General features: G+C 73.2%; 27 protein-coding genes. 17 read left to right on the top strand and 10 right to left on the bottom strand.

All coding sequences use genetic code 11. The annotated features are described in order from the left end of the window. Window positions 1-69 precede the first annotated feature (69 nt). A complete protein-coding gene (locus DKT68_RS17270) occupies window positions 70-519 on the top strand; it encodes a GNAT family N-acetyltransferase (protein ID WP_109818451.1) in 450 nt (149 codons plus the stop codon). 27 nt (window positions 520-546) lie between these two features. Here DKT68_RS17270 and DKT68_RS17265 read toward each other — a convergent pair whose 3' ends face one another. Then, window positions 547-1,206, bottom strand: a complete 660-nt coding sequence (locus DKT68_RS17265) for a DUF6766 family protein (RefSeq protein WP_109818439.1) — start codon at window positions 1,204-1,206, stop codon at window positions 547-549. Window positions 1,207-1,282: 76 nt separating this feature from the next. Continuing rightward, window positions 1,283-1,774 (bottom strand): DUF4383 domain-containing protein, encoded by a 492-nt coding sequence (locus DKT68_RS17260; protein WP_109818438.1) that lies wholly within the window; start codon window positions 1,772-1,774, stop codon window positions 1,283-1,285. Between the two features lie 230 nt (window positions 1,775-2,004). Here DKT68_RS17260 and DKT68_RS17255 point away from each other — a divergent pair, with 230 nt between their 5' ends. Genes DKT68_RS17255 through DKT68_RS17245 form a run of 3 tightly spaced genes read left to right on the top strand, consistent with a single transcriptional unit; the run spans window position 2,005 to window position 3,918 of the window. Beyond that, complete coding sequence (locus DKT68_RS17255; protein WP_109818437.1) at window positions 2,005-2,772, top strand: hypothetical protein; 768 nt, start codon at window positions 2,005-2,007, stop codon at window positions 2,770-2,772. A gap of 31 nt (window positions 2,773-2,803) precedes the next feature. Continuing rightward, the gene (locus DKT68_RS17250) at window positions 2,804-3,271 is read left to right on the top strand and encodes a phage holin family protein (RefSeq protein ID WP_109818436.1); all 468 of its coding nucleotides are present in this window, start codon (window positions 2,804-2,806) and stop codon (window positions 3,269-3,271) included. Beyond that, a complete protein-coding gene (locus DKT68_RS17245) occupies window positions 3,268-3,918 on the top strand; it encodes a DUF3618 domain-containing protein (protein ID WP_109818435.1) in 651 nt (216 codons plus the stop codon). Before DKT68_RS17250 ends, DKT68_RS17245 begins: the two co-directional genes overlap by 4 nt. Window positions 3,919-4,006: 88 nt before the next feature. Here the strand turns inward: DKT68_RS17245 and DKT68_RS17240 are convergent, their stop codons facing one another. Then, a complete protein-coding gene (locus DKT68_RS17240; protein ID WP_236646936.1) occupies window positions 4,007-5,101 on the bottom strand; it encodes a glycosyltransferase in 1,095 nt (364 codons plus the stop codon). Window positions 5,102-5,328: 227 nt separating this feature from the next. On the opposite strand from DKT68_RS17240, the gene DKT68_RS17235 reads away from it, so the two are divergent. Together DKT68_RS17235 and DKT68_RS17230 are read left to right on the top strand one after the other, a co-directional pair. Beyond that, window positions 5,329-5,967, top strand: a complete 639-nt coding sequence (locus DKT68_RS17235) for an SRPBCC family protein (RefSeq protein WP_109818434.1) — start codon at window positions 5,329-5,331, stop codon at window positions 5,965-5,967. Next, window positions 5,964-7,133, top strand: a complete 1,170-nt coding sequence (locus DKT68_RS17230) for a zinc-dependent alcohol dehydrogenase (protein ID WP_109818433.1) — start codon at window positions 5,964-5,966, stop codon at window positions 7,131-7,133. The genes DKT68_RS17235 and DKT68_RS17230 overlap by 4 nt, the downstream gene beginning before the upstream one ends. A gap of 82 nt (window positions 7,134-7,215) precedes the next feature. On the opposite strand, the gene DKT68_RS17225 is transcribed toward DKT68_RS17230, so the two are convergent. Then, window positions 7,216-8,463 carry a cytochrome P450 gene (locus tag DKT68_RS17225; protein WP_109818432.1) on the bottom strand — a complete coding sequence of 416 codons (1,248 nt, stop codon included), beginning with the start codon at window positions 8,461-8,463 and terminating at the stop codon, window positions 7,216-7,218. Window positions 8,464-8,703: 240 nt separating this feature from the next. On the opposite strand from DKT68_RS17225, the gene DKT68_RS17220 reads away from it, so the two are divergent. Then, window positions 8,704-9,105, top strand: coding sequence for a hypothetical protein (locus DKT68_RS17220; protein WP_109818449.1), 402 nt, complete (start codon window positions 8,704-8,706; stop codon window positions 9,103-9,105). 87 nt (window positions 9,106-9,192) lie between these two features. Here the strand turns inward: DKT68_RS17220 and DKT68_RS17215 are convergent, their stop codons facing one another. After that, window positions 9,193-9,411, bottom strand: coding sequence for a DUF397 domain-containing protein (locus DKT68_RS17215; protein ID WP_030491749.1), 219 nt, complete (start codon window positions 9,409-9,411; stop codon window positions 9,193-9,195). 69 nt (window positions 9,412-9,480) lie between these two features. On the opposite strand from DKT68_RS17215, the gene pepN reads away from it, so the two are divergent. After that, entirely contained in the window at window positions 9,481-11,997 is a 2,517-nt protein-coding gene (gene pepN / locus DKT68_RS17210; protein ID WP_109818431.1) for an aminopeptidase N, read from the top strand. Between the two features lie 47 nt (window positions 11,998-12,044). Here the strand turns inward: pepN and DKT68_RS17205 are convergent, their stop codons facing one another. Next, window positions 12,045-13,259: an FAD-dependent monooxygenase gene (locus DKT68_RS17205; RefSeq protein ID WP_109818430.1), complete on the bottom strand. Its 1,215-nt coding sequence runs from the start codon at window positions 13,257-13,259 to the stop codon at window positions 12,045-12,047. A gap of 157 nt (window positions 13,260-13,416) precedes the next feature. Continuing rightward, window positions 13,417-14,079 carry a PadR family transcriptional regulator gene (locus DKT68_RS17200; protein ID WP_109818429.1) on the bottom strand — a complete coding sequence of 221 codons (663 nt, stop codon included), beginning with the start codon at window positions 14,077-14,079 and terminating at the stop codon, window positions 13,417-13,419. A 198-nt stretch (window positions 14,080-14,277) separates the two neighbouring features. On the opposite strand from DKT68_RS17200, the gene nadD reads away from it, so the two are divergent. The 5 genes from nadD (at window position 14,278) to DKT68_RS17175 (ending at window position 17,736) form a co-directional block, all read left to right on the top strand. Further along, window positions 14,278-14,874 (top strand): nicotinate-nucleotide adenylyltransferase, encoded by a 597-nt coding sequence (gene nadD, locus DKT68_RS17195; protein WP_109818448.1) that lies wholly within the window; start codon window positions 14,278-14,280, stop codon window positions 14,872-14,874. A gap of 110 nt (window positions 14,875-14,984) precedes the next feature. Next, the gene (gene rsfS, locus DKT68_RS17190; protein ID WP_109818428.1) at window positions 14,985-15,392 is read left to right on the top strand and encodes a ribosome silencing factor; all 408 of its coding nucleotides are present in this window, start codon (window positions 14,985-14,987) and stop codon (window positions 15,390-15,392) included. Beyond that, window positions 15,389-16,018, top strand: a complete 630-nt coding sequence (locus DKT68_RS17185) for a histidine phosphatase family protein (protein WP_109818427.1) — start codon at window positions 15,389-15,391, stop codon at window positions 16,016-16,018. The genes rsfS and DKT68_RS17185 overlap by 4 nt, the downstream gene beginning before the upstream one ends. An 86-nt stretch (window positions 16,019-16,104) precedes the next feature. Continuing rightward, window positions 16,105-16,959 (top strand): DegV family protein, encoded by an 855-nt coding sequence (locus DKT68_RS17180; RefSeq protein ID WP_109818447.1) that lies wholly within the window; start codon window positions 16,105-16,107, stop codon window positions 16,957-16,959. Window positions 16,960-16,962: 3 nt separating this feature from the next. Further along, on the top strand, window positions 16,963-17,736 hold the full coding sequence (locus DKT68_RS17175; protein ID WP_109818426.1) for an SDR family NAD(P)-dependent oxidoreductase: 774 nt from the start codon (window positions 16,963-16,965) through the stop codon (window positions 17,734-17,736). Window positions 17,737-17,777: 41 nt separating this feature from the next. Here DKT68_RS17175 and DKT68_RS17170 read toward each other — a convergent pair whose 3' ends face one another. Next, the gene (locus DKT68_RS17170) at window positions 17,778-18,023 is read right to left on the bottom strand and encodes a flavin reductase (protein WP_109818425.1); all 246 of its coding nucleotides are present in this window, start codon (window positions 18,021-18,023) and stop codon (window positions 17,778-17,780) included. Beyond that, window positions 18,020-18,304, bottom strand: a complete 285-nt coding sequence (locus tag DKT68_RS17165; RefSeq protein WP_109818424.1) for a hypothetical protein — start codon at window positions 18,302-18,304, stop codon at window positions 18,020-18,022. The genes DKT68_RS17170 and DKT68_RS17165 overlap by 4 nt, the downstream gene beginning before the upstream one ends. A 372-nt stretch (window positions 18,305-18,676) precedes the next feature. On the opposite strand from DKT68_RS17165, the gene DKT68_RS17160 reads away from it, so the two are divergent. Together DKT68_RS17160 and DKT68_RS17155 are read left to right on the top strand one after the other, a co-directional pair. Then, on the top strand, window positions 18,677-19,426 hold the full coding sequence (locus DKT68_RS17160; RefSeq protein ID WP_109818446.1) for a DUF5753 domain-containing protein: 750 nt from the start codon (window positions 18,677-18,679) through the stop codon (window positions 19,424-19,426). Then, window positions 19,423-19,617 carry a DUF397 domain-containing protein gene (locus DKT68_RS17155; RefSeq protein ID WP_109818445.1) on the top strand — a complete coding sequence of 65 codons (195 nt, stop codon included), beginning with the start codon at window positions 19,423-19,425 and terminating at the stop codon, window positions 19,615-19,617. Before DKT68_RS17160 ends, DKT68_RS17155 begins: the two co-directional genes overlap by 4 nt. Before the next feature lie 197 nt (window positions 19,618-19,814). Here the strand turns inward: DKT68_RS17155 and DKT68_RS17150 are convergent, their stop codons facing one another. Further along, window positions 19,815-20,945 carry an erythromycin esterase family protein gene (locus DKT68_RS17150; RefSeq protein WP_109818423.1) on the bottom strand — a complete coding sequence of 377 codons (1,131 nt, stop codon included), beginning with the start codon at window positions 20,943-20,945 and terminating at the stop codon, window positions 19,815-19,817. A gap of 245 nt (window positions 20,946-21,190) precedes the next feature. On the opposite strand from DKT68_RS17150, the gene DKT68_RS17145 reads away from it, so the two are divergent. Next, window positions 21,191-22,012, top strand: coding sequence for a ComEA family DNA-binding protein (locus tag DKT68_RS17145; protein ID WP_109818422.1), 822 nt, complete (start codon window positions 21,191-21,193; stop codon window positions 22,010-22,012). Then, window positions 22,009-24,408 (top strand): ComEC/Rec2 family competence protein, encoded by a 2,400-nt coding sequence (locus DKT68_RS17140; RefSeq protein ID WP_109818421.1) that lies wholly within the window; start codon window positions 22,009-22,011, stop codon window positions 24,406-24,408. The genes DKT68_RS17145 and DKT68_RS17140 overlap by 4 nt, the downstream gene beginning before the upstream one ends. The last annotated feature ends 120 nt before the right edge of the window (window positions 24,409-24,528 follow it).

The following is a 24,528-nucleotide window of genomic DNA, read 5'->3' as shown; positions in this document are numbered from 1 at the left end:
CCGGTGCGCTCCGTGATCGGGTTGATTGCCGGAAACCTCCGCGAAATCCACGCCGCCTAGCGTGGGGTGATGCTGATCGAGTCCCGGCCCGCCATCGATCCGGAGATCGCCGCCCTGGTCACCGCGCAGCAGCGTGAGCTGCGCGAGGCCGATGGTGGGTTGGATGGGCAGGTCTTCGTCCCTCATGACGACGTTCGCTACCTGGCGGTGGTGGTGAACGGCCGGGCGGTCGCCTGCGGCGGGCTCCAGTCGATCGACGCCGCCACCGGCGAAATCAAGCGGATGTACGTCCGGCCGGCGTACCGGGGACGGGGCGTCGCCCGTCAACTGCTCGCCGCGCTCGAGGAGCTGGCGTTCCGGCAGGGGCACTCGATGGTGTGCCTGGAGACCGGCACCTACCTGCCGGCCGCGATCGGGCTGTACACCTCGTGCGGCTACGACCGGATCCCGGTCTACGGCGAGTACGTCGACAACCCGTACAGCGTCTGTTTCGCCAAGCGGCTCCCGGTCGCGGCCTGACGGCCGGGCGCGCCGTGGCGCCGGCGCTCAGGCGCCGGTCTCGGCGTGCGCGACGGTGACCGGCTTCGACTCCGGTGAGGCGTGCTGGCGCAGGACGATGCTCAGCACGACCAGCACGCCGACCGCCAGGAACTCGCTCTGCCAGTTCTGCATGGACTGGAACCAGAAGTCGCTGGTGCCGAGGAAGTCCCACACCCCGATCGGGGGCGCCCCACTCTGCAACGCCTGCTCCTGGTTGTACGCGGCGGTGCCGCCGAGCAGATGGCCGACGAACGAGCCGGCAAAGATCAGCAGCAACGCGATGGAGAGGCTGTTGCGGTAGATCACCAGCGGAAGCCCGCCGGCTCGCGCCGGCCAGGGGGACTGCGGGGTGGCCCGGCGCGCGTCGTCCTCTGGACGGTCGGTCTGGTCCAGCGGCTTCGACTCGGCCGAACCCTTCTGCACCAGGTAGGCGGTGAGCAGCACGTACCCGCCCATCTGGAGGAACTCCGACTCCCAGTTCTCGAAGACCGCCTCGGCGAAGTGCCCGCTGGTCAGGTAGGCCGGCCAGCTCAGCGGCGCCGCGCCGAACTCGGCCAGCTCCTCGTTGTGCGTCTGCCAGCCGAAGACGCTCTGCAACACCAGGAAGACCAGGAACGCGCCGAGCATGGCGGCGGTGAGCGCGTTGTCGCGGAGCCAACGGGGCATGACGTACCTCCTTCGCGAATCACCCAGTACCCCCGCCGGGGTGACCGCCAAACCGCCAGACCGCCGTAGGGCCAGGTCAGGGTCGGTCGAGGGGGGTGTCGAGGCGCCCGCCGGTGCCCACCCGGTTCGAGAGCAGCAGCCCGAGCGCGAGCATCCCGAACCCGAGCGCGAGGTGCAGCCAGTTGTCGGCGTTGTTCAGCGGGAGGATGTTCGCCCCGTGGTTCTCGCCGATGGCTTCGACGGCCAGGCCGTACAGCCAGAGCGCGAGGTAGAGCGCGCCGCCGCCGGCCAGGAACAGCCGCGCGCCGGCGATGCTGCGGGCCAGCACCAGGCCGACCAGCCCGAACAGCAGGTGCACCGCGTTGTGCAGGATCGACACCTGGAACAGCCCGAGCAGCCTGGCCTCCGAGTGGTGCCCGGCGAAGGCCAGCTTTCCGTAGTCGGTGGTGATGCCGGGGATGTAGCCGAGGATGCCGATCAGCAGGAACGTCCCGGCCACGGCCAACGCGGCCAGCTGGACCCCGGGTCGGGAACCGGAGGCTCGGCCACCTCGCGCGCCTCGTGCCATCGCTGCCCCCTCCGTGGATCTGTCAGCCCCGCGAACCTCACTGTCCGCAGCGGCGACGTGACGCAGCCCGACGATCCTCCATTTTGAAGTCGATCCGCCGGCCGCGCAGAGAAATGCGCGAAGAGGTATGGAAGCCGGAACTGAGGGTAGGGATTTGTTCGGCGGCCGCGGTATCGCTGCCCCAAACCCCCCAGCACAACCGCGACGACTTTCCGAGCGGAAGGGAAATCATGACTTACGATCTGTCACCCACGTCTTCCACGTACGGGCAGGAGTCCAACGGCGGCGGCGTCCGCGAGCAGGCCCGCCAGGTCGGGTCGGAGGCCGCGCACGCCGGCGGCGCCGTCGCCCAGACGGCCAAGGAACAGGGCACCGAGGTCGGCCGTGAGGCGGCCCGCCAGGCCCGCAACCTCTACGGCGAGGCGCGCAGCCAGCTCACCCACCAGACCGGCGAGCAGCAGCGCCGGGCCGCCGGTGGGCTGCGCTCGCTGGCCGACGAGATGCGCTCGATGGCCGAGCAGGGTGGCCAGTCCGGCCCGGTGAGCGAGCTGGCCCGACAGGCCGCCGACCGGGTGCACGGCGTGGCCGGGTGGATCGAGGAGCGCGAGCCCGGCGACCTGATCACCGAGGTCCGCGACTACGCGCGGCGCAACCCCGGCACCTTCCTGGTCGGCGCGGCGGTGCTCGGCGTTCTGGCTGGTCGCCTGACCCGCAGCATCTCCTCCGCCGGCAACGACTCCGGCAACGGCTCCGCGGGCTACCGCGGCGACGGGGCGTACGACCCGGAGCAGACCGCGGTGATCCCGACGCCGCCGGCGCCCCGCGCCGTGCCGGACGCCGTGCCCCCGGCCGGCTACCTCGACCCGACCCCGGGCACCTACACCGAGCCGGCGTCCGGCGGTTACGCCGAGCCGTCCGGCACCGGCCAGCCCCTTCCGCCGGTGAACCAGACCGACCCGCTGCCCGGTGTCCCGTCCAGCGGCACCACCCGCCCGTGAGTCGCCGAGTCATCCGAAGGGAGGCGGCGGCATGACCATGCCGACGCAGGGGCCCGGACCGGGCCCCGGTTACCAACCCGACGGGGGTGCCCCGCACACCGCCGCGGAGGTGAAGGGCAGCTCGCTGGGTGAGCTGATGCGCCAGGTCACCGGTGACCTGTCGACGCTGATGCGCCAGGAGGTGGAGCTCGCGAAGGCCGAGATCCGCCAGGAGGGCAAGAAGGCCGGCAAGGCCGCTGGGCTCTTCGGCGGCGCCGGATTCGGCGGCTACATGGTGGCGCTCTTCCTCTCGCTGGCCCTCTGGGCCGGGCTGTCCAACGTGATGGACGCCGGCTGGGCCGGGCTGATTGTGGCCATCATCTGGGCCGCGATCGCGGCGGTCCTCTACTCCATGGCCAAGAAGAACGCCGAGCGCGTACGCGGCCTCAAGCAGACCAACGACAGCGTGCAGCGGATCCCCGACGCGCTCAAGCCCCACCCGGAGGGAGTCACCCGATGAGCACTGATCCCGACCAGATCCGCCGGGAGATCGAAGCCACCCGCAACAGCCTCAGCTCCGATGTGGACGCGCTGGCGTACAAGGTCAGCCCCAGCCGCATCGTCGACGACCGCAAGCAGCGGGCCCGCTCCGCGCTGCAGAATGTGAGGGACAAGGTCATGGGAACCGCGTCTGACCTCGGCCACGGCACCGGCCACGCCGCCCACTCGGTGGGCGACCGCGCCTCGTCGGCGGCCTCCAGCGTCAGCGACGCCGCGCACTCGGCGGCTTCGACCGTCAGCGACGCGGCCCACAGCGCGCCGCGGGTAGTGCGGCAGAAGTCCGAGGGCAACCCGCTGGCCGCCGGCCTGATCGCGTTCGGTGTCGGCTGGCTGGCCTCCTCGCTGATCCCGGCCTCCCGCCGGGAGCAGGAGGCCGCGACCCAGATCAAGGAGCGGGTCAGCGAGCACAGCGGCGTGGTGAAGGAGAAGCTGGGCGAGGTGGCCAGCGAGCTCAAGGAGGAGCTGCGCGAGCCGGCCCAGCAGGCCACCCAGGCGGTGAAGTCCACCGCCCAGGACGCCGTGGACGCGGTCAAGGACGACACGAAGTCGGCCACCCAGGACGTCAAGGACCAGGCCCAGCAGTCCCGCCAGCAGGTCAGTCCCTGACCGGACCACATCCGACAGCCCGCGGCCACCCCGGTGCCCGCGGGCTGTCGCGTGTCCGGCCGGGCCGGACGGACGTGGGACGGCGTGGTCAGCGGGTGGCGCGGAGGCGGCGCCGGAGGGTGCGCTCCGAGTGGGCGGCGCGGCGGACGCGGCCGCCGGCGTAGCGGACGCCGCCGAACACGAGCCGCTGACCGACCGCGAGCCAGCCGCACGTGCCGCGTTCCAGCAGCCAGAGTGGCGCAGCGAGCGCCGTGCTCCGCGGAAAGACCGCGTCGCCGCCGGCCCGACGGCGACCCAGTTCGGCCAGCGCGACGGTGCCAGCCGCCGCGCCGAGCAGCAGCCCGGGCCGGCGGGCCGCGACCGCCGCCGCCAGCGCGGGCAGGACCGCGAGTGAGGTCAGCAGGCGGGCCGGCTGGGCCAGGTCGTCGTACGCCTGGCGGACCCGTTGGCCGCGGAAGTGCGCGGCGTCCGGCGGCAGCCGGCGGACGAACAGCCAGGGCGGCGCCGCCTCGGTGGCGCCGTACGCGCGCACGGTGCGGATCAGCTCCAGGTTCTCGAAGAGCACGTCCGGGTCGTACCCGCCCATGTCGAGGAAGGTGCTGCGGCGCACCGCCAGGGTGCCGGGGTAGTCGGCTCCGAGCGCCCGGTTGAGCAGTGTCCGGCCGGTGTCCCACCAGGCGTGCCAGGGCAGCGGGTCGAAGTAGTTCTGGGGGCGTACCAGGTCGACCCGCCCGAGCAGCCGGTGCACCGCGCGCAGCGCGGCCTCGTCGTACCGGACGTCGTCGTCGGCGATCACCACGTGCTCGTGCCCTGCCGCGCGGACGCCCGTGAGCACCCCGGTCACCTTGCCGTTGACCCCGCGCAGGGTGGGGTCGGGCCGCAGATGCCGGCGGACGAGCCCCCGCCACGCCGCGGCGTGCCGGGCGAACAGCTCGGGTGGGGAACCGTCGACCACGGTCACCTCGACCCTGCCGCCGAGCCAGCGCAGGTAGCCGGTCAGCTCCGCGAGGCCGGCGTCGTCGGACCAGCGCAGCGGCAGCACGTACGCCATCGGCAGGTGGGGTGGCCGGCTGCCGCCGCGGCCGGCGTTCCACCGCTCCCCGGTCGGCACGCCGTCGCCGTCGGCGGGCCCGCCGCGGTGCGGGTCGCCGGGTCCGTCGACGGCGCGGGCCGGGGCGCTCACGCCGCCACCGAGCGGCGGTGCACCGGCGGGCGGTCGTGGCGGCTGAGGCGGTGCCGGCTGGTGTCGAAGGGCAACGGTGCCTCCCGGACGTGCGTGGCGGGGTGGTCGCTCGCAGCATCTGCCCGCATTCCAGCCGATCAAACCGGCGTGTCGTTTCGACGGGTTGGGCGCGGGTAGCGCTGCCGGTACGGGCGGTTCCATCCGGATGCCCGGGCGGAGGAGACGAGATGACCAACAACGGAACGAGGTGGGCGCTGCTCGGCGTCACCACGGTGACCGCGGTCGGTGTCGGTCGGGCGGTGGCGCGTCGCCGGCACCGGCGTCAGCCCGAGCGGCAGGACGGCTGGTACGTGGTGCGCCGGGGGGTGACCGTGGACCGGCCCCGGGACGCGGTGATCGGCTTCTGGACCGACCGGGAGCGGCTGGACCGGGCGGTGGCCGGGTGGGCCACCCTGGAGCAGGTCGACGATCGGTCGTGGCGGTGCGTGGCCCGCGACCCGGCCGGCGGCGGCACCGAGTGGCGGGCGGAGATCACCGTCGACGGGCCGGGCACACTGCGCTGGCGGGTCGAGGACGGGCCGGTGCCGCAGGAGGGGCGGATCGAGCTGGTCGACGCCCCGCAGGGCCGGGGCACCGAGATCCGCGCCGAGCTGCGCTACCGCTCCGGGCCGCTGCGCCGGGTGTTCGGCCTGGTCAAGGGCGACGATCCGGACCTGGGCCTGCGGGACACGCTGCGCCGGGTGAAGTCGCTGATCGAGTGCGGCCAGGTGATCGACACCCGCCGCGACCCGTCCGGCCGGAGCCCGGGCCAGGAGAAGGCGACCGACAAGGTCCGGGAGAAGCTCATGACGGGAGGACGGGCGTGAGGGCGCTCTGCTGGGAAGGCGTCGGCAAGCTGGCGGTCCGGGACGTGCCGGAGCCCGCGATCCGCGCCGAGGGGGACATCATCGTCCGGGTCCGGGCCAGCAGTGTCTGCGGTTCCGACCTGCACCTGATCAACGGGTACCTGCCGGCGATGCGGGAGGGTGACATCCTCGGCCACGAGTTCACGGGCGAGGTGGTGGAGACCGGGTCCGGCGTACGGCGGCACCAGGTCGGCGACCGGGTGGTGGTCGGGTCGGTGGTGGCGTGCGGTGGCTGCTGGTACTGCCGGACCGAGCAGTACTCGCTCTGCGACAACTCCAACCCGCAGCCGGTCTTCACGGAGAAACTGTGGGGGCACTCGCCGGCCGGCATCCTGGGCTACTCGCACGCCGCGGGCGGCTACGCGGGCTCGCACGCCGAGTACATCCGGGTGCCGTTCGGCGACGTCGGGGCGTTCCCGGTGCCCGACGGGGTGCCGGACGACTCGGTGGTCTTCGCCTCCGACGCGATGCCCACCGGTTGGATGGCCGCGGACTTCTGCGGGTTGACCGGGGGTGAGGTGGTCGCGGTCTGGGGCGCCGGCGGGGTGGGCCAGATGGCTGCCCGCTCAGCGCAACTCCTCGGCGCCGAGCGGGTCATCATGATCGACCGCTTCCCGGACCGGCTGGCTACGGCGGCCGAGCGGGTGGGCGTCGAGACGATCAACTACGCGGAGACCGACGTGCTGGAGGCGCTGCGCGAGATGACCGCCGGCCGAGGGCCGGACGCCTGCATCGAGGCCGTCGGCATGGAGTCGCACGACGTCGGGCCGACCTACGCGTACGACCGGGTGAAGCAGTCGGCGCGGTTGCAGACCGACCGGCCCACCTCGGTACGCCAGGCGATCATGGCGTGTCGCAAGGGCGGGACGGTGAGCATCGTCGGTGTGTACGCCGGCCTGGTCGACAAGTTCCCGCTGGGCGCGGCGATGAACAAGGCCCTGGTGCTCCGCATGGGGCAGATGCACGCGCAGCGCTACATCCCCATGCTGCTCGACCGGATCGCGTCCGGCGAGATCGACCCGGGCTACCTGGCCACCCACCCGCTTCCCCTGGAGGAGGGGGCGCGCGGCTACGAGCTGTTCGAGAAGAAGCAGGACGGCTGCCTCCGCAGCGTCCTGCATCCCTGAGCCCGACCACCCCGCCGATCGTGCACGGACTGCCGGGTCGCTCTCGTCCGGGCAGACCGTGCACGATCGCGAGGGGTGGGGTTCAGGTGGTCCGGCGGATGTTGGTGAGGGTCAGGCCGGCGCGAGGCAGGGCGGGCATCCTGTGCAGGTCCAGAGCCAGGTTCTGCGGGGGCACCTCGTAGCGCATGGTGCGGGTCAGGTTGGTGACCGCCCGCTTCATCAGCTCAATGGTGATCCACTCGCCGGCGCAGCGGTGCCCGGTCGCGTGGTCGCCACCGCCCTGCGGCACCAGCTCGAACGGGTCGACGCGGCGGCCCGCGAACCGTTCGGGGCGGAACAGCTCCGGCTCGGGCCAGAGCGCGGGGTGATGGTTGGTGCCGTACAGGTCGAGCAGCACCCGCCGCCCTCTCGGAAAGTGGTGGCCCTCCCAGTCGAAGGAGTGCCGGACCCGGGCTGTGGCGGCCGGGAAGAACGGGTAGTAGCGGCGTACCTCCTGGACGAACTGCTCGGTCGCCTCGTCGTCCTCGCGCACCCGCTCCCGCCAGGCCGGATGGTCGTGCAGGGCGAGCGCGGCGAAGACCATGTACCGGTCCACGGCGACCACCGGGCGCAGCACGTTGAGCAGTTCCACCGCGGCGATCCGCCGGGGGAGCAGCGTCCCGCGCGCGGTGCGGTGCTCGGCGATCACCTTCAGCGCGCTGCCGGTCGGCGCGGGGAGGGTGCCGATCCGGGTCCGCTCGATGATGTCGGCGATCCAGTGCTCGGCGCGGCGGCGGGCGAGCAGCCCTCGCCAGTGCCGCGGGCCGACCATCGCCGGGGCTTCGATCATGGCGTGCAGCTGGACGGCACGGCGGTCGATCTGTGACGCCGCCAGCGGCACTCCGGCCCAGGAGCACACCACCCGCGTCAGCACCCGACCCAGCGCGTCGTAGAGCGCCACCGGGCCGGCGCCTTCCCAGGCGGGAACCTGGGCCTGCCACTCGTCGTCGAAGAGCTGGCCGAGTTGCCGGATGGCGGCCGGCGTCATGATCGACATGAACATCGCCTTGCGGTCCCGGTGCTCCGGACCGTCCAGCCCCTGCACGCCACCCCGGCCGGTCAGCGTCCGCTGCACCCGCAACGGCATCGCCTCGCGTCGCTGGAAGCGCTCGGTGTCGTAGAACAGCGCCGCCGCCGGCCGGCCGCGCAGGCAGATGGTCGGGGCCAGCAGGATCCGGGTCTGGAAGATGTCGCTGCCGTACCGGTCGCAGCGCTCACCGATGAACCGGTAGCCGGCGCGGAGGAACGCGAGGGTGCTGTCCGGGCTGCGGTCGGCCGGCATGGTCGCCATCGGATCTCCTCACGCGCGGGTGCCGGCCGGTCAGCTCCGGCTGAGCTCCGTCTACCCACGTCCGCGCTCCTGAATCCGGCGACCGCCGCCCGTTCGCGGCGGCCACCGGATCGGCGTCTGCTGGCCCCTCCCACCGGAGCGGAAACCTGGTTGGCTGATCGATGGGTGGCCGGCCGCGACGCCGGGGAGAGCGGGGTGGCCGGCGGGGTCGGCCACCACCACGGATCACGGGGAGGGTGGATGCGGGACAACAGGTCGCCGCACTGGCGCCAGCGGCGGGTGCTCGGGGCGCTCAGCATCGGCCGGGCCGGCGGGAGCGTGATCCGTCCGCCCGGCAGGCCCACCCGTCCGCACCGGTTCTTCACCGTGCACCTGGGCTTCACCGCGCCCGGCACGGCCGACGCCCGCGAGCTGGCGGTGGCGTACGCGGAGGCGCTGAGCCTGCTCCGCCCGGAGCTGGCGCTCGGCGCGGCGGCCCTGTCGCCGGCGGACGCCTGGCACCGGGCCGAGCGGCTGTTCTGCGGGGCGGTCGGCCCGGACGGGGAGCGCTGCGTCGACGTGGCCGACCATCCCGGCTTCCACCACGCCCCGGGCCCCGGCGGCCTCGGCTGGGGCGACGGCGACGGCCCCGGCGATGCGTGACGGCTGGTCGGCCGCCACCATGGCCGTGCCGGTGTCCCCGGGCGGGGGCACCGGCACGGCGACCAGCGGTGCGGCGGGACCCCGCCGTCAGTCCAGGTCGAACTCGCCGTCCTGCGCGCCGGCGACGAACGCGTCCCACTCGGCCTGGGTGAAGACCAGCACCGGCCCCTCCGGCTCGGCGGAGTTGCGCATCCCGATGAGGTCGTCGACGAAGGCGACCTCGACGGCGCTGTCGGAGGTGTCACCCTCGGCCCGCTGCCAGACCGCCCGGGAGAGGTCGAAGTCGCCCTTGGGGTGCTGCGCCATGGTTCTTTCCTCCAGTGCCGAGGGTCCTGTGGTGACCGCGTGCCGATCCCCATCGGGCAGGATAAGCGGATGCCGAGCCTGACCCGTGTAGAGGCGACCGCGCGTGGCGCGGCGATTACTGTCGAGTCTTATCAGGTGGACCTCGACCTGACCGGTGGCGGCGAGCGGTTCCGCTCCCGCGTCGAGATCCGGTTCCGGGCGACCCCCGGCACCGCCACCTTCGCCGAGGTCAGGCCCGCGAAGCTGCTGGCGGTACGCCTCAACGACCGCGACGTCGACCCCGGCGCGTTGACCGACAACCGGCTGCCCCTGAGCGACCTGGACGCGGACAACAGCCTGGTCGTCGAGGCCGAGATGGCGTACTCCAACACCGGGGAGGGGATGCACCGCTTCGTCGACCCGGCCGACGGTGAGACCTACCTCTACGCGGGGTCCTTTCTCGACAACGCGCAGCGCATCTTCGCGGCCTTCGACCAGCCCGACCTCAAGGCGCCGTTCACCCTCGCGGTCACCGCTCCGCCGCAGTGGACGGTCGCCGGCAACGCCGAGGTGGCCGCCAACCCGGCCCCCGGGCGCTGGGAGTTCGCCCCGACCGCGCCACTGGCCACCTACTTCTTCTCGCTGATCGCCGGGCCATACCACGTGCGGCGGGCCGAGCACGACGGCGTGCCGCTGGGCCTCTACTGCCGCCGGTCGCTCGCCGAGCACCTGGACGCCGACGCGGAGGAGCTCTTCACCGTCACCCGGCAGTGCCTGGACCGCTTCCACCAGCTCTTCACCGAGCGTTACCCGTTCGGCAAGTACGACCAGGCGTTCGTGCCGGAGTTCAACGCCGGCGCCATGGAAAACCCGGGCATCGTCACCTTCCGCGACGACTACGTGTTCCGGTCGGCGGTCACCGACACGGAGCGGGAGCAGCGGGCCACCACCATCGCCCACGAGATGGCACACATGTGGTTCGGCGACCTGGTCACGATGCGCTGGTGGGACGACCTGTGGCTGAACGAGTCCTTCGCGGAGTACCTGGGCACCCGGGTCACCGCCGAGGCGACCCGCTTCGAGCAGGCGTGGACCACCTTCGCCATGCGCCGCAAGGCCTGGGGGTACGCCGCCGACCAGCGGCCCTCCACCCACCCGGTCGCCCCGGAGGAGGTGGCCGACGCCGACGAGGGCCTGCTCAACTTCGACGGGATCTCGTACGCCAAGGGCGCCAGCGTGCTGCGGCAGCTGGTCGCGTGGCTCGGTGACGAGGCGTTCCTCGCCGGCCTGAACGCGCACTTCGCCGCGCACCGCTTCGGCAACGCCACCCTCGCCGACCTGCTGGTCAGCCTCTCCACCGCCAGCGGGCGGGACCTGTCGGGTTGGGCCGATGTGTGGTTGCGCCGGCCGCAGGTCAACACGCTGCGCGCCGAGGTCGCCGTCGACGCCGACGGCCGCTACACCGAGGTGGCCGTGGTGCAGACCGCGCCCGAGTCGCACCCGGTGCTGCGCCCGCACCGGATCGGCGTGGGCCGCTACGCGGCGGACGGCACGGTGGAGCGCGACGAGGTGGACCTCGATCCGGCCACGGACGGCGGGCGGACGGTGCTCGGCGGGTTGACCGGCGCCCCGGCGGCCCGGCTGCTGCTGCCGAACGACGGCGATCTCACCTTCGCCAAGGTGCGCCTCGACCCGGCGTCGGCGGACGCCGTGCCGCTGGTGCTGCCGGGGTTGGCCGACCCGCTGGCGCGGGCGGTGCTCTGGAGCGAGGCGCTGGACGCGGCGACCGACGGCGAGCGGCCGGTAACCGGCCTGGTCGACCTGATGGTCGCCGCGTTGCCGGCCGAGACCGAAGTGATCATCGCGGAGGACGTGCTCACCCTCAGCCGTTCGCTGGTCGACCGCTACCTCGACCCGCTGACCCGGTCCGCCGCGCTGGCCCGGGTCGCCGGGGCGTGCCGGCAGTTGCTCGACGGCGCACCGGCGGGGGAGTCGTTGCAGCTCGCCGCCGCTCGGGGCTGGATCGCCGCGACCACGGACGCCGACCTGCTCACCGGCTGGCTCGCCGGCCGCGACGTGCCGGCCGGCCTGAAGGTCGACGCCGAGCTGCGCTGGGCGGTGCTGCGCCGGCTGGTGGTGCTGGGCGCGGCCGGCGAGGCGGAGATCGCCGCCGAGGTGGCCGCCGACCCCAGCGCCACCGGCGCCGAGCGGGCCGCCCGTTGCCGCGCCGCCCTGCCCGATCCCGCGGCGAAGCAGGCGGCGTGGGACATCATCGTGCGGGACACCGAGCTGTCCAACCGGCTGTTGGAGGCGACCGCCGAGGGCTTCTGGCAGCCCGAGCAGGCCGAGCTGACGGCCGCGTACGTCGAGCGGTACCTCGCGGACATGCCGGCCGCCGCGCGTCGGCGTACCGCCTGGACCGCCGACCGGGTGGCCGCCCTGGCCTTCCCCCGCTACGCCGTGGCGCAGCCGACCCGGGAGGCGGCCGCGGCGCTGCTGGCCCGCGACGACCTGACCCCCGGCCTGCGTCGGGTGGTCACCGACGCCGACGACGACCTGCGCCGGGCGCTCGTCGCCCGGACCGCGGTGGCCGCCGCGGCGGCCTGAGACCGGTCGGGCGCGGGGTGGCTGGTGGGCCACCCCGCGCCCTGGGCTCAGCGCAGCGCCGGCTCCGTCGTGACCGGGGCGTCCCAGTCGATGACGTAGCGCTGCTCGTCGGCGACCGTCTTCTCCGGGTCCATCGCGGTGCGCACCAGCAGCGGCATCAGCAGCGGCATCAGCGTCCGGGCGACCGGCCCCGGCGCCTTGGCCTGGTTGATCCGTGCCGCTCGGGCGGCGACCTTCTCGACCCTGGCGCGGCGCAGCCGCTCGAACGCGGTGAACGCCGACGCCACGTCCGGCAGGTCGCGCAGGCAGCGGGCGAGCTGCACCGCGCTCTCGATCGCCAGCGACGCGCCCTGACCGGAGCTGTTCGACGGTGCGTGCGCCGCATCGCCGACGAGCACCATCCGCCCACGGTGCCAGTGCGGCACCGGCGGCATGATCTGCAGCGCGCCGACCACCTGGAGCTCGTCGGCGCGGCTGGTCGCCATCAGCTCCCGGCCCGGATCGTCGTCGCCGTAGCTGGTGCGCAACGTGGCCAGCCACTGCGCCGCCGGCACCGCGCGGGCCTCGACCAGGCTGAGCGGCCGCTGGTGCGGCAGGTTGGCCCCCCAGCGGGTGCCGCCGCCCGGCTCCGGCCAGTAGAGGTAGTAGCCGCGTCGCCCGAACGCGAAGGTCATCGTGCCCGGCTCGACGTCTACCTCGTGCCGGGCCACCGCCTCGAAGCCGAGCAGCCCGGTGAACCGGGGGCCGGGCGCGGCCGGGTCGATGAGACCGCGAACCGTGGAGCGGATGCCGTCGGCGCCGACCAGGATGTCGGCGGTGGCGGTGCTGCCGTCCTCGAAGCGGGCGGTCACGCCGGTCTCCGTCTGTTCGGCGGCGACGAGGCGCCTGCCGTACGCGAACCGCACGCCCTCGGCGACCGCCCGGTCGTGTAGCACCCGGTGCAGCTCGGCGCGGTGCACCACCCGCAGCGGCGGCACCCCGGCCAGCGTGGGCAGCTCGATGCGGCGGCGGCCGACGGCCATCATGGTGCGCTCGATCGGGGTGGCGATCGCGGTCACCGCCTCGTCCGCGCCCACCGTGTGCAGGGCCGCCACGCCGTTGGGCGCGAGCGCGAGGGTGCCGCCGATGCCGCCGACCCCGCTCGCGGTGGCGGGGTACGCCTCGTGGACGGTGGCGGTGATGCCGGCGCGGTGCAGCGCGAGCGCCGTCACCGGGCCGGCGATGCCGCCACCGATGACGATCGCGGTTCGTACCGTGGTCATGCTCTCTCCCTGGGTTCGTCGGTGCGTGCGCGTACGAACCGACCTGGGAGGGACCCCGGCTATCCTCTGGTTGCCGCTTCGGGCCGGGTGCCTTTCAGGTGTCGGTTCGAGGTAAGGGCTCCGGCGGGGTGTTGGCGCACCTCGCCGGAGCCGTCCATCAGTCGGGGGTGTCGAGGTCGGGGCCTCTGGTCCTCTCGGCCAGCTCCGTGAGCTCCGCGGGCATCTCGCCGGTCTCGTGGAAGGCCCGCCAGGTGTCCAGCCCCGGGTAGCTGCCCGAGGTCAGCTCGGCGAGCAGGGCACGCAGCCAGGCTGCCTCCGCGCCCCGCATCGCCAGGTCGTACTCCGCCTCCACCAGGAACAGCCGCGGGATCTCCCGCAGGTGCGCGTCGAGCACGGCGCGGTCCTGGCGGACGGCGTCGTCCAGCAGGTCGAGCCGCTGCCGCAGCAGGTCGGTGGCCTCGTCGGGATGCAGCGCGGCGAGGACGGACAGGCCGGCGCGGAAACGGGGATGCTCCGGCATCGGGGTGGAGACCAGCTCGCGGGCCCAGTCGACCAGCTCCGCACGCCCTGTCCCGGTGATCCGGTAGACGGTGCGTTCCGGGCGCCGGCCGTCGCGGACGCTCTCCACCGCCTCGATCATGTGGTGTTTGTCCATGTTGCGGATCACGGTGTAGAAGGACCCCCACTTGAACTCCATGTCCTGGTCCTTGCCCCAGGCACGCAGTGCGGTGGCGATCTCGTACGGGTGCATCGGTCGCTGGACCAGGGCGGACAGCACGGCCAGCGCCAGCAGGTTGCCGACCTTGCGCCGCTTCGGCACGACGCCCTCCGTTCTCGCAGGCGATTACTCGTAGACGAGTATATGCGCGAGAGTCGTCGCACCGCGACCCCCTCGGACGCGCCGCACGCCCCGCGCGCGTCGGCCGCGACACCCCTGGTGATCGACCCGGGACGGTCGCAGGTGGGCCCGTCGCCGGGCCGGGGCGGGCCGCCGAAGCGCCCGGCCTACGATCACGGGGTGGAGGAAGATATCCGGCGGATCGGGATCATGGGTGGCACCTTCGACCCGATCCACCACGGGCACCTCGTCGCGGCCAGCGAGGTGGCCGACCGGTTCGGCCTGGACGAGGTCGTCTTCGTTCCCACCGGGCAGCCGTGGCAGAAGGCCGACGAACCGGTCAGCCCGGCCGAGGACCGGTACCTCATGACGGTCATCGCGACCGCCTCCAACCCCCGGTTCCAGGTCAGCCGGGTGGACATCGACCGGAGTGGGCCGACGTACACGGTCGACACGCTGCGCGACCTCCACGCCGAGTACGGCCCCAAGGTGCAGCTGTTCTTCATCACCGGCGCGGACGCCCTGCAACGCATCCTGTCGTGGAAGGACCTGGACGAGATCTTCGAGCTGGCCCACTTCATCGGGGTGACCCGGCCCGGTTTCCCGCTGACCGACGATCACCTCCCGGCGGACACGGTCAGCCTGATCCAGGTGCCGGCGATGGCCATCTCGTCGACCGACTGCCGAGCCCGGGTGGCTCGGGGTGAGCCGGTCTGGTACCTGGTGCCCGACGGTGTGGTGCAGTACATCGCCAAGCGGCGGCTGTATCAGCGCTGAACGCGCCCGGTTCGGCACCATTCATGCGGCTAATCGACCAGAACTGACAAGTCGGGACGACGCCGGGTATGAGACGCTTGGAGGATCGCACGGTTGATCGAAGGAGAACGGTGACAGTTTCCGAACGCGCTCACGAGCTGGCGATCGCCGCCGCCCAGGCCGCCGCCGACAAGAAGGCGCAGGACATCACCATCATCGACGTCGGCGACCAGCTCGCCATCACCGACGCGTTCCTGCTCGCCGCCGCCCCCAACGAGCGTCAGGTGCTGGCCATCGTCGACGCCATCGAGGAGCGCCTGCTGGAGCTGCCGGAGAAGGCGAAGCCGGTGCGGCGCGAGGGTGAGCGTGGCGGCCGCTGGGTGCTGCTCGACTACGTCGACATCGTGGTGCACGTCCAGCACACCGAGGAGCGCGAGTTCTACGGGCTCGACCGGCTCTGGAAGGACTGCCCGACGATCCCGTTCGTCGACCGCGACCTGGTCGAGGCCGACGCCAGCGGGTCCGCCGCAGCCGAATGACCCGGCTGATCGTCTGGCGGCACGGCAACACCGACTGGAACGCCGCCAACCGGGTCCAGGGCCAGACCGACGTACCCCTCAACGAGCTGGGTCGTGACCAGGCCCGCGCCGCCGCCCCGCTGCTCGCGTCGCTGCGTCCCGACGCCATCGTGTCCAGCGACCTGAGCCGCGCCGCGGAGACCGCCGCCGCGCTCGCCGCGTTGACCGGGCTGCCGGTCCGCAGCGACGCGCGGCTGCGCGAGCGGCACTTCGGCCGGTGGCAGGGCCTGTACCTCAGCGAGGTGGCCGAGCGCTTCCCCGACGAGTACGCCCGCTGGCGGGCCGGCGACCCGTCCCCGGGCGCGGATCTGGAGCCTCTGCACGACCTGGGTCAGCGGGTCGCGGCCGCGCTCCAGGAGGCGGCCGACGCGGCGCCCGGTGGCACCGTCGTGATCGCCACCCACGGTGGCGGCTCCCGGCAGGGTGTGGGTCACCTGCTCGGCTGGGGCCCGGGCGTGCTGCGCACCATCGGCTCACTGGCCAACTGCCACTGGACCGAGCTGCGGCACGACGACGTCCGGGGCTGGCAGCTCCGGGGGCACAACGTTGGCCTGGTCACCGCCCCCGCCGTCGTCGACGCCGTCTGAGCGCCGTCCCGTCCCGGCCGATCCCCGCCGCCCCGCGTGCCTTCGGGCCTCGGCGTTCGGCGCCTCGATCGGCTAGCGTGCCGGTCATGCCCGTCGCGGTCGTCATCGACTCCACCGCCTACCTTCCGCCCGAGCTGGTGCAGGCGCACCGGCTGACCGTCGTCCCGTTGACCGTCGTGCTCAACGGCGCGGAGGGACTGGAGGGGGTGGAGACCCACCCGGCCGACGCCACCCTGGCCCTGAGTGGCCGGCGGGTCACGGCAAGCACCTCCCGTCCGGCGCCCGAGCAGTTCGCCCAGACGTACCGCCGGCTGCTCGACGCCGGCGCCGACGGCGTCGTCTCGGTGCACCTCTCCGCCGGCCTGTCCGGCACGGTCGAGGCGGCCCAACTGGCCGCCGCCGACCTCGACGGCCGGGTCGAGGTGGTGGACAGCCGCTCGGCCGGCATGGGGCTCGGCTTCCCGGCCATCGCGGCCGCCACCGCCGCCGCGGCCGGCGCAGACCTGACCGGGGTACGCGACGCGGCGCTCGCCGCCGTCGCCCGGACCACCGTCTGGTTCTACGTCGACACGCTGGAGTTCCTCCGCCGGGGCGGCCGGATCAACGCGGCCGAGGCGCTGCTCGGCACCGCCCTGTCGGTCAAGCCGATCATGCACATGCCGGACGGGGCCATCGTGCTGCGGGAGAAGGTACGCACCGCCAGCCGTGGGGTGGCCCGGCTGGTCGACCTGGCCGTCGAGGCGGCCGGGACCGACGAGGTGGACCTCGGGGTGCACCACCTGGCCGCGCCGCAGCGGGCCGAGGCGCTGCTCGCCGCGCTGACCGAGCGGCTGGGTGACCGGCTGCACGACACGTACGTCTCCGAGGCGGGCGCCGTCGTCGCCGCGCACGCCGGCCCGGGGCTGGCCTGCGTGGTCGTTCACCGACGACCGGAGGGCTGAGCCGTGCCCAGGTCGTACGTGGTGACCGGAGGCGGCCGTGGTGTGGGCCGGGCCGTGGCGGAACGGCTGGCGGCGACGGGTGCGACCGTCGTCGTCATGGAGCGTGACGCCGACGCGCTGGGCTGGCTGGCCGGGCACCCGGCCGCCGACCGACTGGTCGCGGTGGTCGGCGACGCCGGCGACGAGCGGGTGGCCGAGCGCGCCGCCGAGCTGGCGGAGCGGGCCGCGCCGTTGAACGGCTGGGTGAACAACGCGGCGGTCTTCCGGGACGCGGCGCTGCACTCGACGTCGGCCGACGCGGTGGTGGACCTCATCGGACAGAACCTGCGCCCGGCCGTGGTCGGCGCTGCCGTGGCGGTCCGCCGGTTCCTGGCCGCCGGCACGGGAGGGGCAATCGTGAACGTCTCGTCGCACCAGGCCCACCGGCCGGTGTCGGGGGCCCTGCCGTACTCGACGGCGAAGGCCGCCGTGGAGGGCCTGACCCGGGCGCTGGCCGTCGAGTACGGGCGGCACGGCATCCGGGCCAACGCGGTCGCGCTCGGCTCGATCGCCACCGAGCGGCACGCCGACTTCCTGGCCGCGCAGGAGCCCACCCAGGCCGAGTGGATCGACGCCGAGCTGACCCGGCTGCACCCGGTGGGCCGGATCGGGCGGGCCGACGAGGTGGCGGAGGCCGTCCTGTACCTGCTGTCACCGGCGGCGAGCTTCATCAACGGGGTGACGTTGCCGGTGGACGGGGGACGAGCCGTGCTCGGTCTCGACCCGGAGGCCCGCTGACCTCGTGACCTCGGGCGGCTCACGCGCGGGCCGCTTCTCCGTCAGCGGGCACGAGCCCAGTCGACGAAGCGGTCCGTCAGGTTGGCGGGCGGGTTGCTCGGGTTCAGCGCGGTGAGGTCGCGGGCGGCTTCCTCCTGGAGGGACGCCAGGCGGGCCAGCAGGGCCGGGCGGTCACCGCGGTACTCGCCGAGGAGACGCAGCTTCGCCGCCGAGCAGGGCCAGGCGATCCCGCAGGTTCGGCAGCGCCACGACGGCGTGATCACGGGGTGTTCCGAGCGGCCGGTCATCCGCCCACCCGCACTGGGGTCCGGCCGACCGGGCGGCGGCGTCCCGGGACCACCGCAGGGGTGACCACCAACTGCGCACCCTCGGGCATGAAGTACAGGGACCGCCGGGCCAGCGCCAGGCCATCACGCCCGAGCTGGTAGGCGTCGATCCAGAGCCAGCCGTCGTACGTGGCCCGGTCCAGCACCCGAATGACCCGGACCGTGATGGGCCGGAAGAACTGCGGGCTTGCCGCGCGGCTCAGGAGCAGGACGTCACCGGATCGGACTTTGGGCGCCGTCACCGCGCCCTCCAGCGCTGATCGGGGACGCGGTTCCCGACCCGGCCCGGGCCACGGAACGGCGGGACGAACGGCCCGATGGGACCCGGTACGACCGGGCGGGCAGGCGGCGACGCCGGTGGTGGCGACGGTGGCGGGTTCGCGGGCTTCGGCTGCGGCTTGTCGTTCGGCATGGTTTCCCCTGAATGCTGCTGGTGGGAGGGGCCGCCCCGGTGAGTGCTCGCCCATGGGGCGGCCCCGCTACGAACGCGTCCGCCGGGTTCGGGTCCCTGCCGGCCACGCCGTCTACGAAGCACCTTGCCAAGGGTTGCGGACCGAACACACTGCGTAGCAATATCTCCTGTGGACGTGCAGAACGTTCCGGGGAGGATTCGGATGAACCACGCGGTCATTGAAGCGATGTCTGCATCGGGCGAAACGGCGGACAGCCTCGCAGGTCAGATAGGCGTGGACCCCAAGACGGCAGCCAAGTGGGCGAACCCAGGACGTATTCCGCAGACTCGCCATCGGTCGAAGGTCGCAGCGATCCTCGGCCGTGAAGAGGCGGACCTTTGGCCCGACCTGTTCAAGCGACGAGAACCAGCATGGTTCCGGCCGTGGACCGACATCGAGCGCGAGGCCGTCGCGTTGCGGTGGTACGAGTCCGCCGTGTTACCCGGCCTCCTTCAGACCGAGGCGTACGCGCGAGCAGTGCTGAGCAGCGGGCACTGGGCCGGCGACGACATTCAAGGGCACGTGGAGACCCGTCTTCGCCGTCAGGCTGCCGTGTTCAATCGGCCTCGTCCGCCGCTCACCGTCTTCGTCATCGACGAAGCCGCACTACGCCGGGGACAACCCGACATCATGATCGAACAGATCGATCACCTGATATCGCTCGCCGAGCGGCCAGCCATCATGGTTCACGTAGTCCCGCTGACGGCTGGATTCCATCCCGGGCAAGCAGGACCGTTCGTCATCGCCAGCACACCAGCAGGTGAGGATGTCGGCTATCTCGACGACCAGGCATCGGGGCGCATCAGTAATGACGTTGCTCCGTTGTGGGCGGTGTGGGATACCGTGAGGTCGGTAGCGCTACCGCGAAACCTGACCATCGATCTGATGAGAGCGCGAGCATGGATGACCTGACCAGCGCCCGCTGGCGCACCAGCACCCGCAGCAGCTCGAACGGTGGGGCGTGCGTCGAGGTCGCCGACAACCTTCCCGGTGTCGTCCTCGTCCGTGACACAAAGGACCGTGACGGCGGAACGTTGACCTTCGGGCCCACGGCCTGGCAGAGCTTCGTGAACCTCGCCAAGGAGATCGGCACCGTAAGCTGACCCGACGCAGGCAGAAGCCCCGGTCACCCGTGATGGGTGCCGGGGCTTGTCTGTCGCGCGGCGAGTAACCGGTCCGGCGAGGCGCTGACGACTCGGACGGCGGTTCAGTCCGACTCGTCGCGGGCGCGCCTGTAGCGCTCGTAGATCATGCGCGAGCCGAACGTCCTCGTCTGCCTCCTGGGCTCTGAGGGCAGCCCTCAGCCGGTGATGTGCATGATCGCGTCGGCTCCGTCGACGGTCGCCTGGTCGAGCGGGAAATAGCCCTGCTGCGGGGTGGTGTCCGTGCGCGTGCGAGCTGGGGACACCTCGGTGGCCGGGATCAGGCCCCAGTCGGTGATGCGGCGTTGCAGGGAACCTTCGAAGGTGTCCGGCTCGGGCTCGCCCAGCTTGAGAACCTGGCTGCGCCCGAGGCTGCCCGCGATGAAGGAGTAGCTCTCGATCCGCAGGGAATCGAGGATGGCCCCGGCGCCGAACCAATCGGCGCTCATGTCGCCCAGGCTCCAGGCGCTTCCGTTTCGTTGCAGGTGAGTGTTGTGGGCGGAGAGCATCGTCGGACCGCGCCCCGCCTCGGCGCTGCGGATGTCGAGCAGATTGCGCGCCATCAACGTGTCCCGCGTGGTCAGCAGGAGGCGGATCCGATCGCTCTGAGCGAGGGGCTGCGCCGCCTGCCAGTGGTAGTGGAGCAGCCCGAGGCCGGCATCGAGGTGCGCCCTGGCCCGTAGCCACTCGGCGCGGGAGGTCCGCGCGATCAGCTCCGGTGCGCGGGCGTACAACCTCGTGAGCAGATCCTCGCCGATCCTTCGCAGCCGCTCGGCTTCGGGCGTGCCGCCCATGGACATGGCGAAGTCGAGGATCGCCTCGGTGCGGCTCCAGCGGTGGTCGTCCCCGGCGATGCCGGCGATGTCGAGGTTCTCGACGTGGAGATAGTCGCGTGCGTACTCGAAATAGCTTCTCGGGCTGGGTGCGCTGGTGTTCTCGGTCGGGGCGTCGAAGCCGTGGAAGGTCAAGCGGTCCTGCGCTGGCCGGTTCTGGTTGTACTCCCGCATCCAGGCGACGAGCCGCCGGTTGGCGTCCAGGGTGCCGAAGTCGTGGGAGAAGCCTTCGCTCAGCACCGAGGCGAGGTTTCCGGTGCCGTGCAGAACGTGGTCGTTGACCGCGAACGCGGCGACGCGATCGGTCTCGAGGGCGATCGAACGGAAGCCGAGCTCGACCAGTTGGGCGAAGAGTTTGTTGCGGACCGCGCCGAAAGCGGGCTCCTGGTGGGTCGGCTCGCCCAGGGCGAGAAGATCACATGGCTCGGGTACGAACTCTCGAATGTCCTGGCTCATGTGGTTAAAACGTAGCATTGAAACCTCGGTTGAGGCTTTTCGCCACGAGAAGTGCCTGACCTCGCGATAAAGCCTCAACTCGTGGGTGCACCCGACGCGCATCCCGGCATCGGGTTCTACCCGGATGACCCGCCGACCCCTAGCACGACACCGCATGATCAGGCGGTTGTCCACAGTGGCGCCGCTTGTCCACAGGACGGCCACAGCGCGCCACGTCGCCGCGTCCGCCGCCATAGCGTCGCGTCGTGTCGCACGACGAGGAGACAGAGGTACGCCAGCGCCTGCGCCGGTTGGCCTACCCGCCGGCTGGGGGACAGCCGCCCACGGGGATGCCACTTTCGGGCGTACCTCCGGTGGGCGTGCTGTCACCCCTGGTCGAGGTGCCGCCGCTCGCGGAGCCGGAGGCCGGCATATCTCCGGCTCGGGACGGCCTTGCCGCTCCGGCGGGGTCGCGGCTGCCCCGGGCGTTCGACCCCGGGCGGCGAGGGGTGCGGGCGTTGGCAGTCGTCGCCGCCGTGGTGGTGCTTGCCGCCGCCGGGTGGGCCTGGCGGTCCAGGCCACAGCAGGAGCCGGTCGCGCCGCTGGTCAGCGAGGCCGCTCCGGCCACCTCGGCTGGCGACCCCCGCGTGTCCGGCTCGGGTGAGCTGGTGGTGGCGGTCGCCGGCAAGGTCCGCCGCCCCGGGTTGGTGCGGTTGCCGGCGGGCGCCCGGCTCGCCGACGCGGTGCAGGCGGCCGGCGGCGCGCTGCCCGGTGTCGACGTGGCGTTGCTCAACCCCGCCCGCAAGGTCACCGACGGGGAGCTGATCGTGGTCGGGGTGACGCCACCGCCGCCACCCGCCGGCGCCGTCGGGCCGGCGGCGGGCGGGGCGGCACCCGGGCCGCTGAATCTCAACACCGCCACGCTGGCGCAGCTCGACGCGCTGCCCGGGGTCGGGCCGGTGCTCGCGCAGCGCATCCTCACCCATCGGGACCAGCACGGCGGGTTCAGGTCGGTCGGTGACCTGCGCCAGGTCGACGGGATCGGCGACGCACGCTACGAGCAGCTCAAGGACCTGGTGACGGTGTGAGCGGACACCTGCCCGCCGGCGAACCATCGCCCCCGGACGACCGCTCGCCGCCGGACCTGCGGCTGGCCGGCCTCGCCGTGGCCGCCTGGCTGACAGCGCTGGCCGGCCTGCACGCCGGCACCCGCCCGCTCCTGCTGGTGGCCGCGACGACGACCTGCCTGACGGCGTTGAGCGCCCTGCACCTTCTCGGTCGCCTCGGCCGCCCCCGGGCCGCCGTCCGCCGCTACGGCTGGATCGCCGTGGCGGTCGGCCTCGGCGTGGTCTGCGGCGGGGCGGCCACCGTGGCCCGGCTCGCCGTCCGAGACGCGCCGCCGATCCGCGCCCTGGCCGAGCAGCGCGCACCGGTCAGCGCCGACCTGGTCGTGCGGGACGACCCGCGCCCGATCCGGTCCGCCGGCCGTCCGGGCATGCTGCTGGTGTCGACCGAGCTGGTCCGGCTGACCGGCCCGGACGGCCGGCGGGTTCGAGCGTCGGTGCGGCTGCTGATCCTCGCCACCGACCCGGCCTGGCGGGAGCTGCTGCCCGGGCAGCGTCTCACCGCCGAGGGCCGGCTCGGGGTCCCGCGCGGCGGGGACCTCACCGCCGCGGTGCTCAGCACCACCGGCCCGCCCGCGCGGCAGGGTGCGCCGTCCTGGGCGCAGCGTGCCGCCGGGACGCTGCGTGCCGGCCTGCAACGGGCCTGTGCACCACTTCCCGACGATCCCGGCGGGCTGCTGCCCGGGCTGGTGGTGGGCGACACCAGCCGGCTGCCAGCCAGCGTCGAGGAGGACTTCCAGGCGACCGGCATGACGCACCTGAATGCCGTGTCCGGCAGCAATGTGGCAATTGTCGTGGGCGCGGTGCTGTTGCTGGCCCGGTGGGCGCGGGCCGGCCCGTGGCTGGCGGCCGGGCTCTGCGGGGTGGCGTTGGTGGGCTTCGTCATCCTGGTCCGTCCGTCGCCGAGCGTCGTACGCGCCGCCACCATGGGGGCGATCGGGCTCGCGGCGCTCGCCGCCGGGCGCCCCCGGGCCGCGCTGCCCGCGTTGGCCGCGGCCGTCGCCGTGCTGGTGCTGGTCGACCCGGAGCTGGCCGGCGATGCCGGGTTCGCGCTCTCCGTGCTGGCCACCGGTGGCCTGCTGCTGCTCGCGCCCCGCTGGCGCGACGGGCTGCGTCGGCGGGGTGTCCCGGCAGGGCTGGCCGAGGCGCTGGCCGTGCCGGCGGCCGCGCAGCTGGCCTGCGGGCCGGTTGTCGCCGGCCTCTCCGGCACGGTCAGCCTGGTCGCGGTGCCGGCCAACCTGCTGGCGGTGCCGGCCATCGCGCCGGCGACCGTGCTGGGTGTCGTGGCGGCCGTGCTGTCTCCGCTCTGGCCGGCGGGCGCCGAGTTCGCCGCGTGGTTGGCGAGCTGGCCCGCCTGGTGGCTGGTCGTGATCGCCCGGCAGGGCGCCCGACTGCCGGTCGGCACGCTCCCGTGGCCGGGCGGGGTGTTCGGGGCCCTGTTGCTGACCGGGCTGACCGTGGCGCTGCTGGTCGCGGTGCGCCGGCCGCTGGTGCGCCGGCTGGTGGCGGTGGTCGGCGTCGCCGCGCTGCTGGGCGCCCTCCCGGTCCGGCTGGTGGCCGCTGGTTGGCCGCCGCCCCGCTGGGCGGTGGTGGCCTGCGCGGTGGGCCAGGGCGACGCGCTGGTGCTGCCGGTTGGCCCGGGGCGGGAGGTGGTGGTCGACGCCGGGCCGGAGTCGGCGGCCGTCGACGGCTGCCTGCGCCGACTCGGCGTACGGGAGGTGTCGCTGCTCGTCGTCAGCCACTTCCACGCCGACCACGTGGGCGGGGTGGCCGGGGTGTTCCGGGGGCGCCGGGTGGCCGCCGTGCTGACGCCGCCCTCGACGGATCCGGCGAGCGGCCGGGAGATGGTCCGTGCCGCCGCGACCGCCGGGCGGGCCGCGATGCTGACCACGGTGGCCGGTGCCCGCCTTCCGGTCGGCGGCGTCGACCTGCTCGTGCTCGGCCCGCCGTACCCGCTGACCGGCACCCGGTCCGACCCCAACAACAACTCGCTGGTGCTGCTCGCCACGGTGGCCGGAGTGCGGATCCTGCTGCCCGGCGACGCGGAGACCGAGGAGCAGCACGCGGTGCTGGCGCGGGCTGCGCCCGGCCAGTTGCGCGCGCACGTGTTGAAGGTCGCCCACCACGGCTCGGCGTACCAGGATCCGGGGTTTCTCGACGCGGTACGGCCGGCCGTCGCGCTGGTGCCGGTGGGCACCGGCAACACGTACGGGCACCCGAACCTGGGGCTGCTCGGCCGGCTGAGCAGGGACGGCGCCCGGGTGCTGCGGACCGACACCGACGGCGACCTGGCAGCGATCCGGGCGGGGACGGGCCTGGCGGTGGTCCACCGGGGCGTGCCACCGGGCCGACAGCCCTGAGCCGACCGGCGAGCCCCGCCGGGCGCCCTTCGGTGGAAATTGCGCCCGCCACGGACGAATTGGTGGTCGTCTTATGAATTAGATGACGAACTGAGATAAATGTCTGGATTTGCACTGAGT

The organism is Micromonospora acroterricola (genome assembly GCF_003172955.1).
In the GTDB taxonomy this organism is placed as follows: domain Bacteria; phylum Actinomycetota; class Actinomycetes; order Mycobacteriales; family Micromonosporaceae; genus Micromonospora; species Micromonospora acroterricola.
Note: the sequence above shows the minus strand (reverse complement) of the source record. Positions and strands in the feature narration are given on the sequence as shown.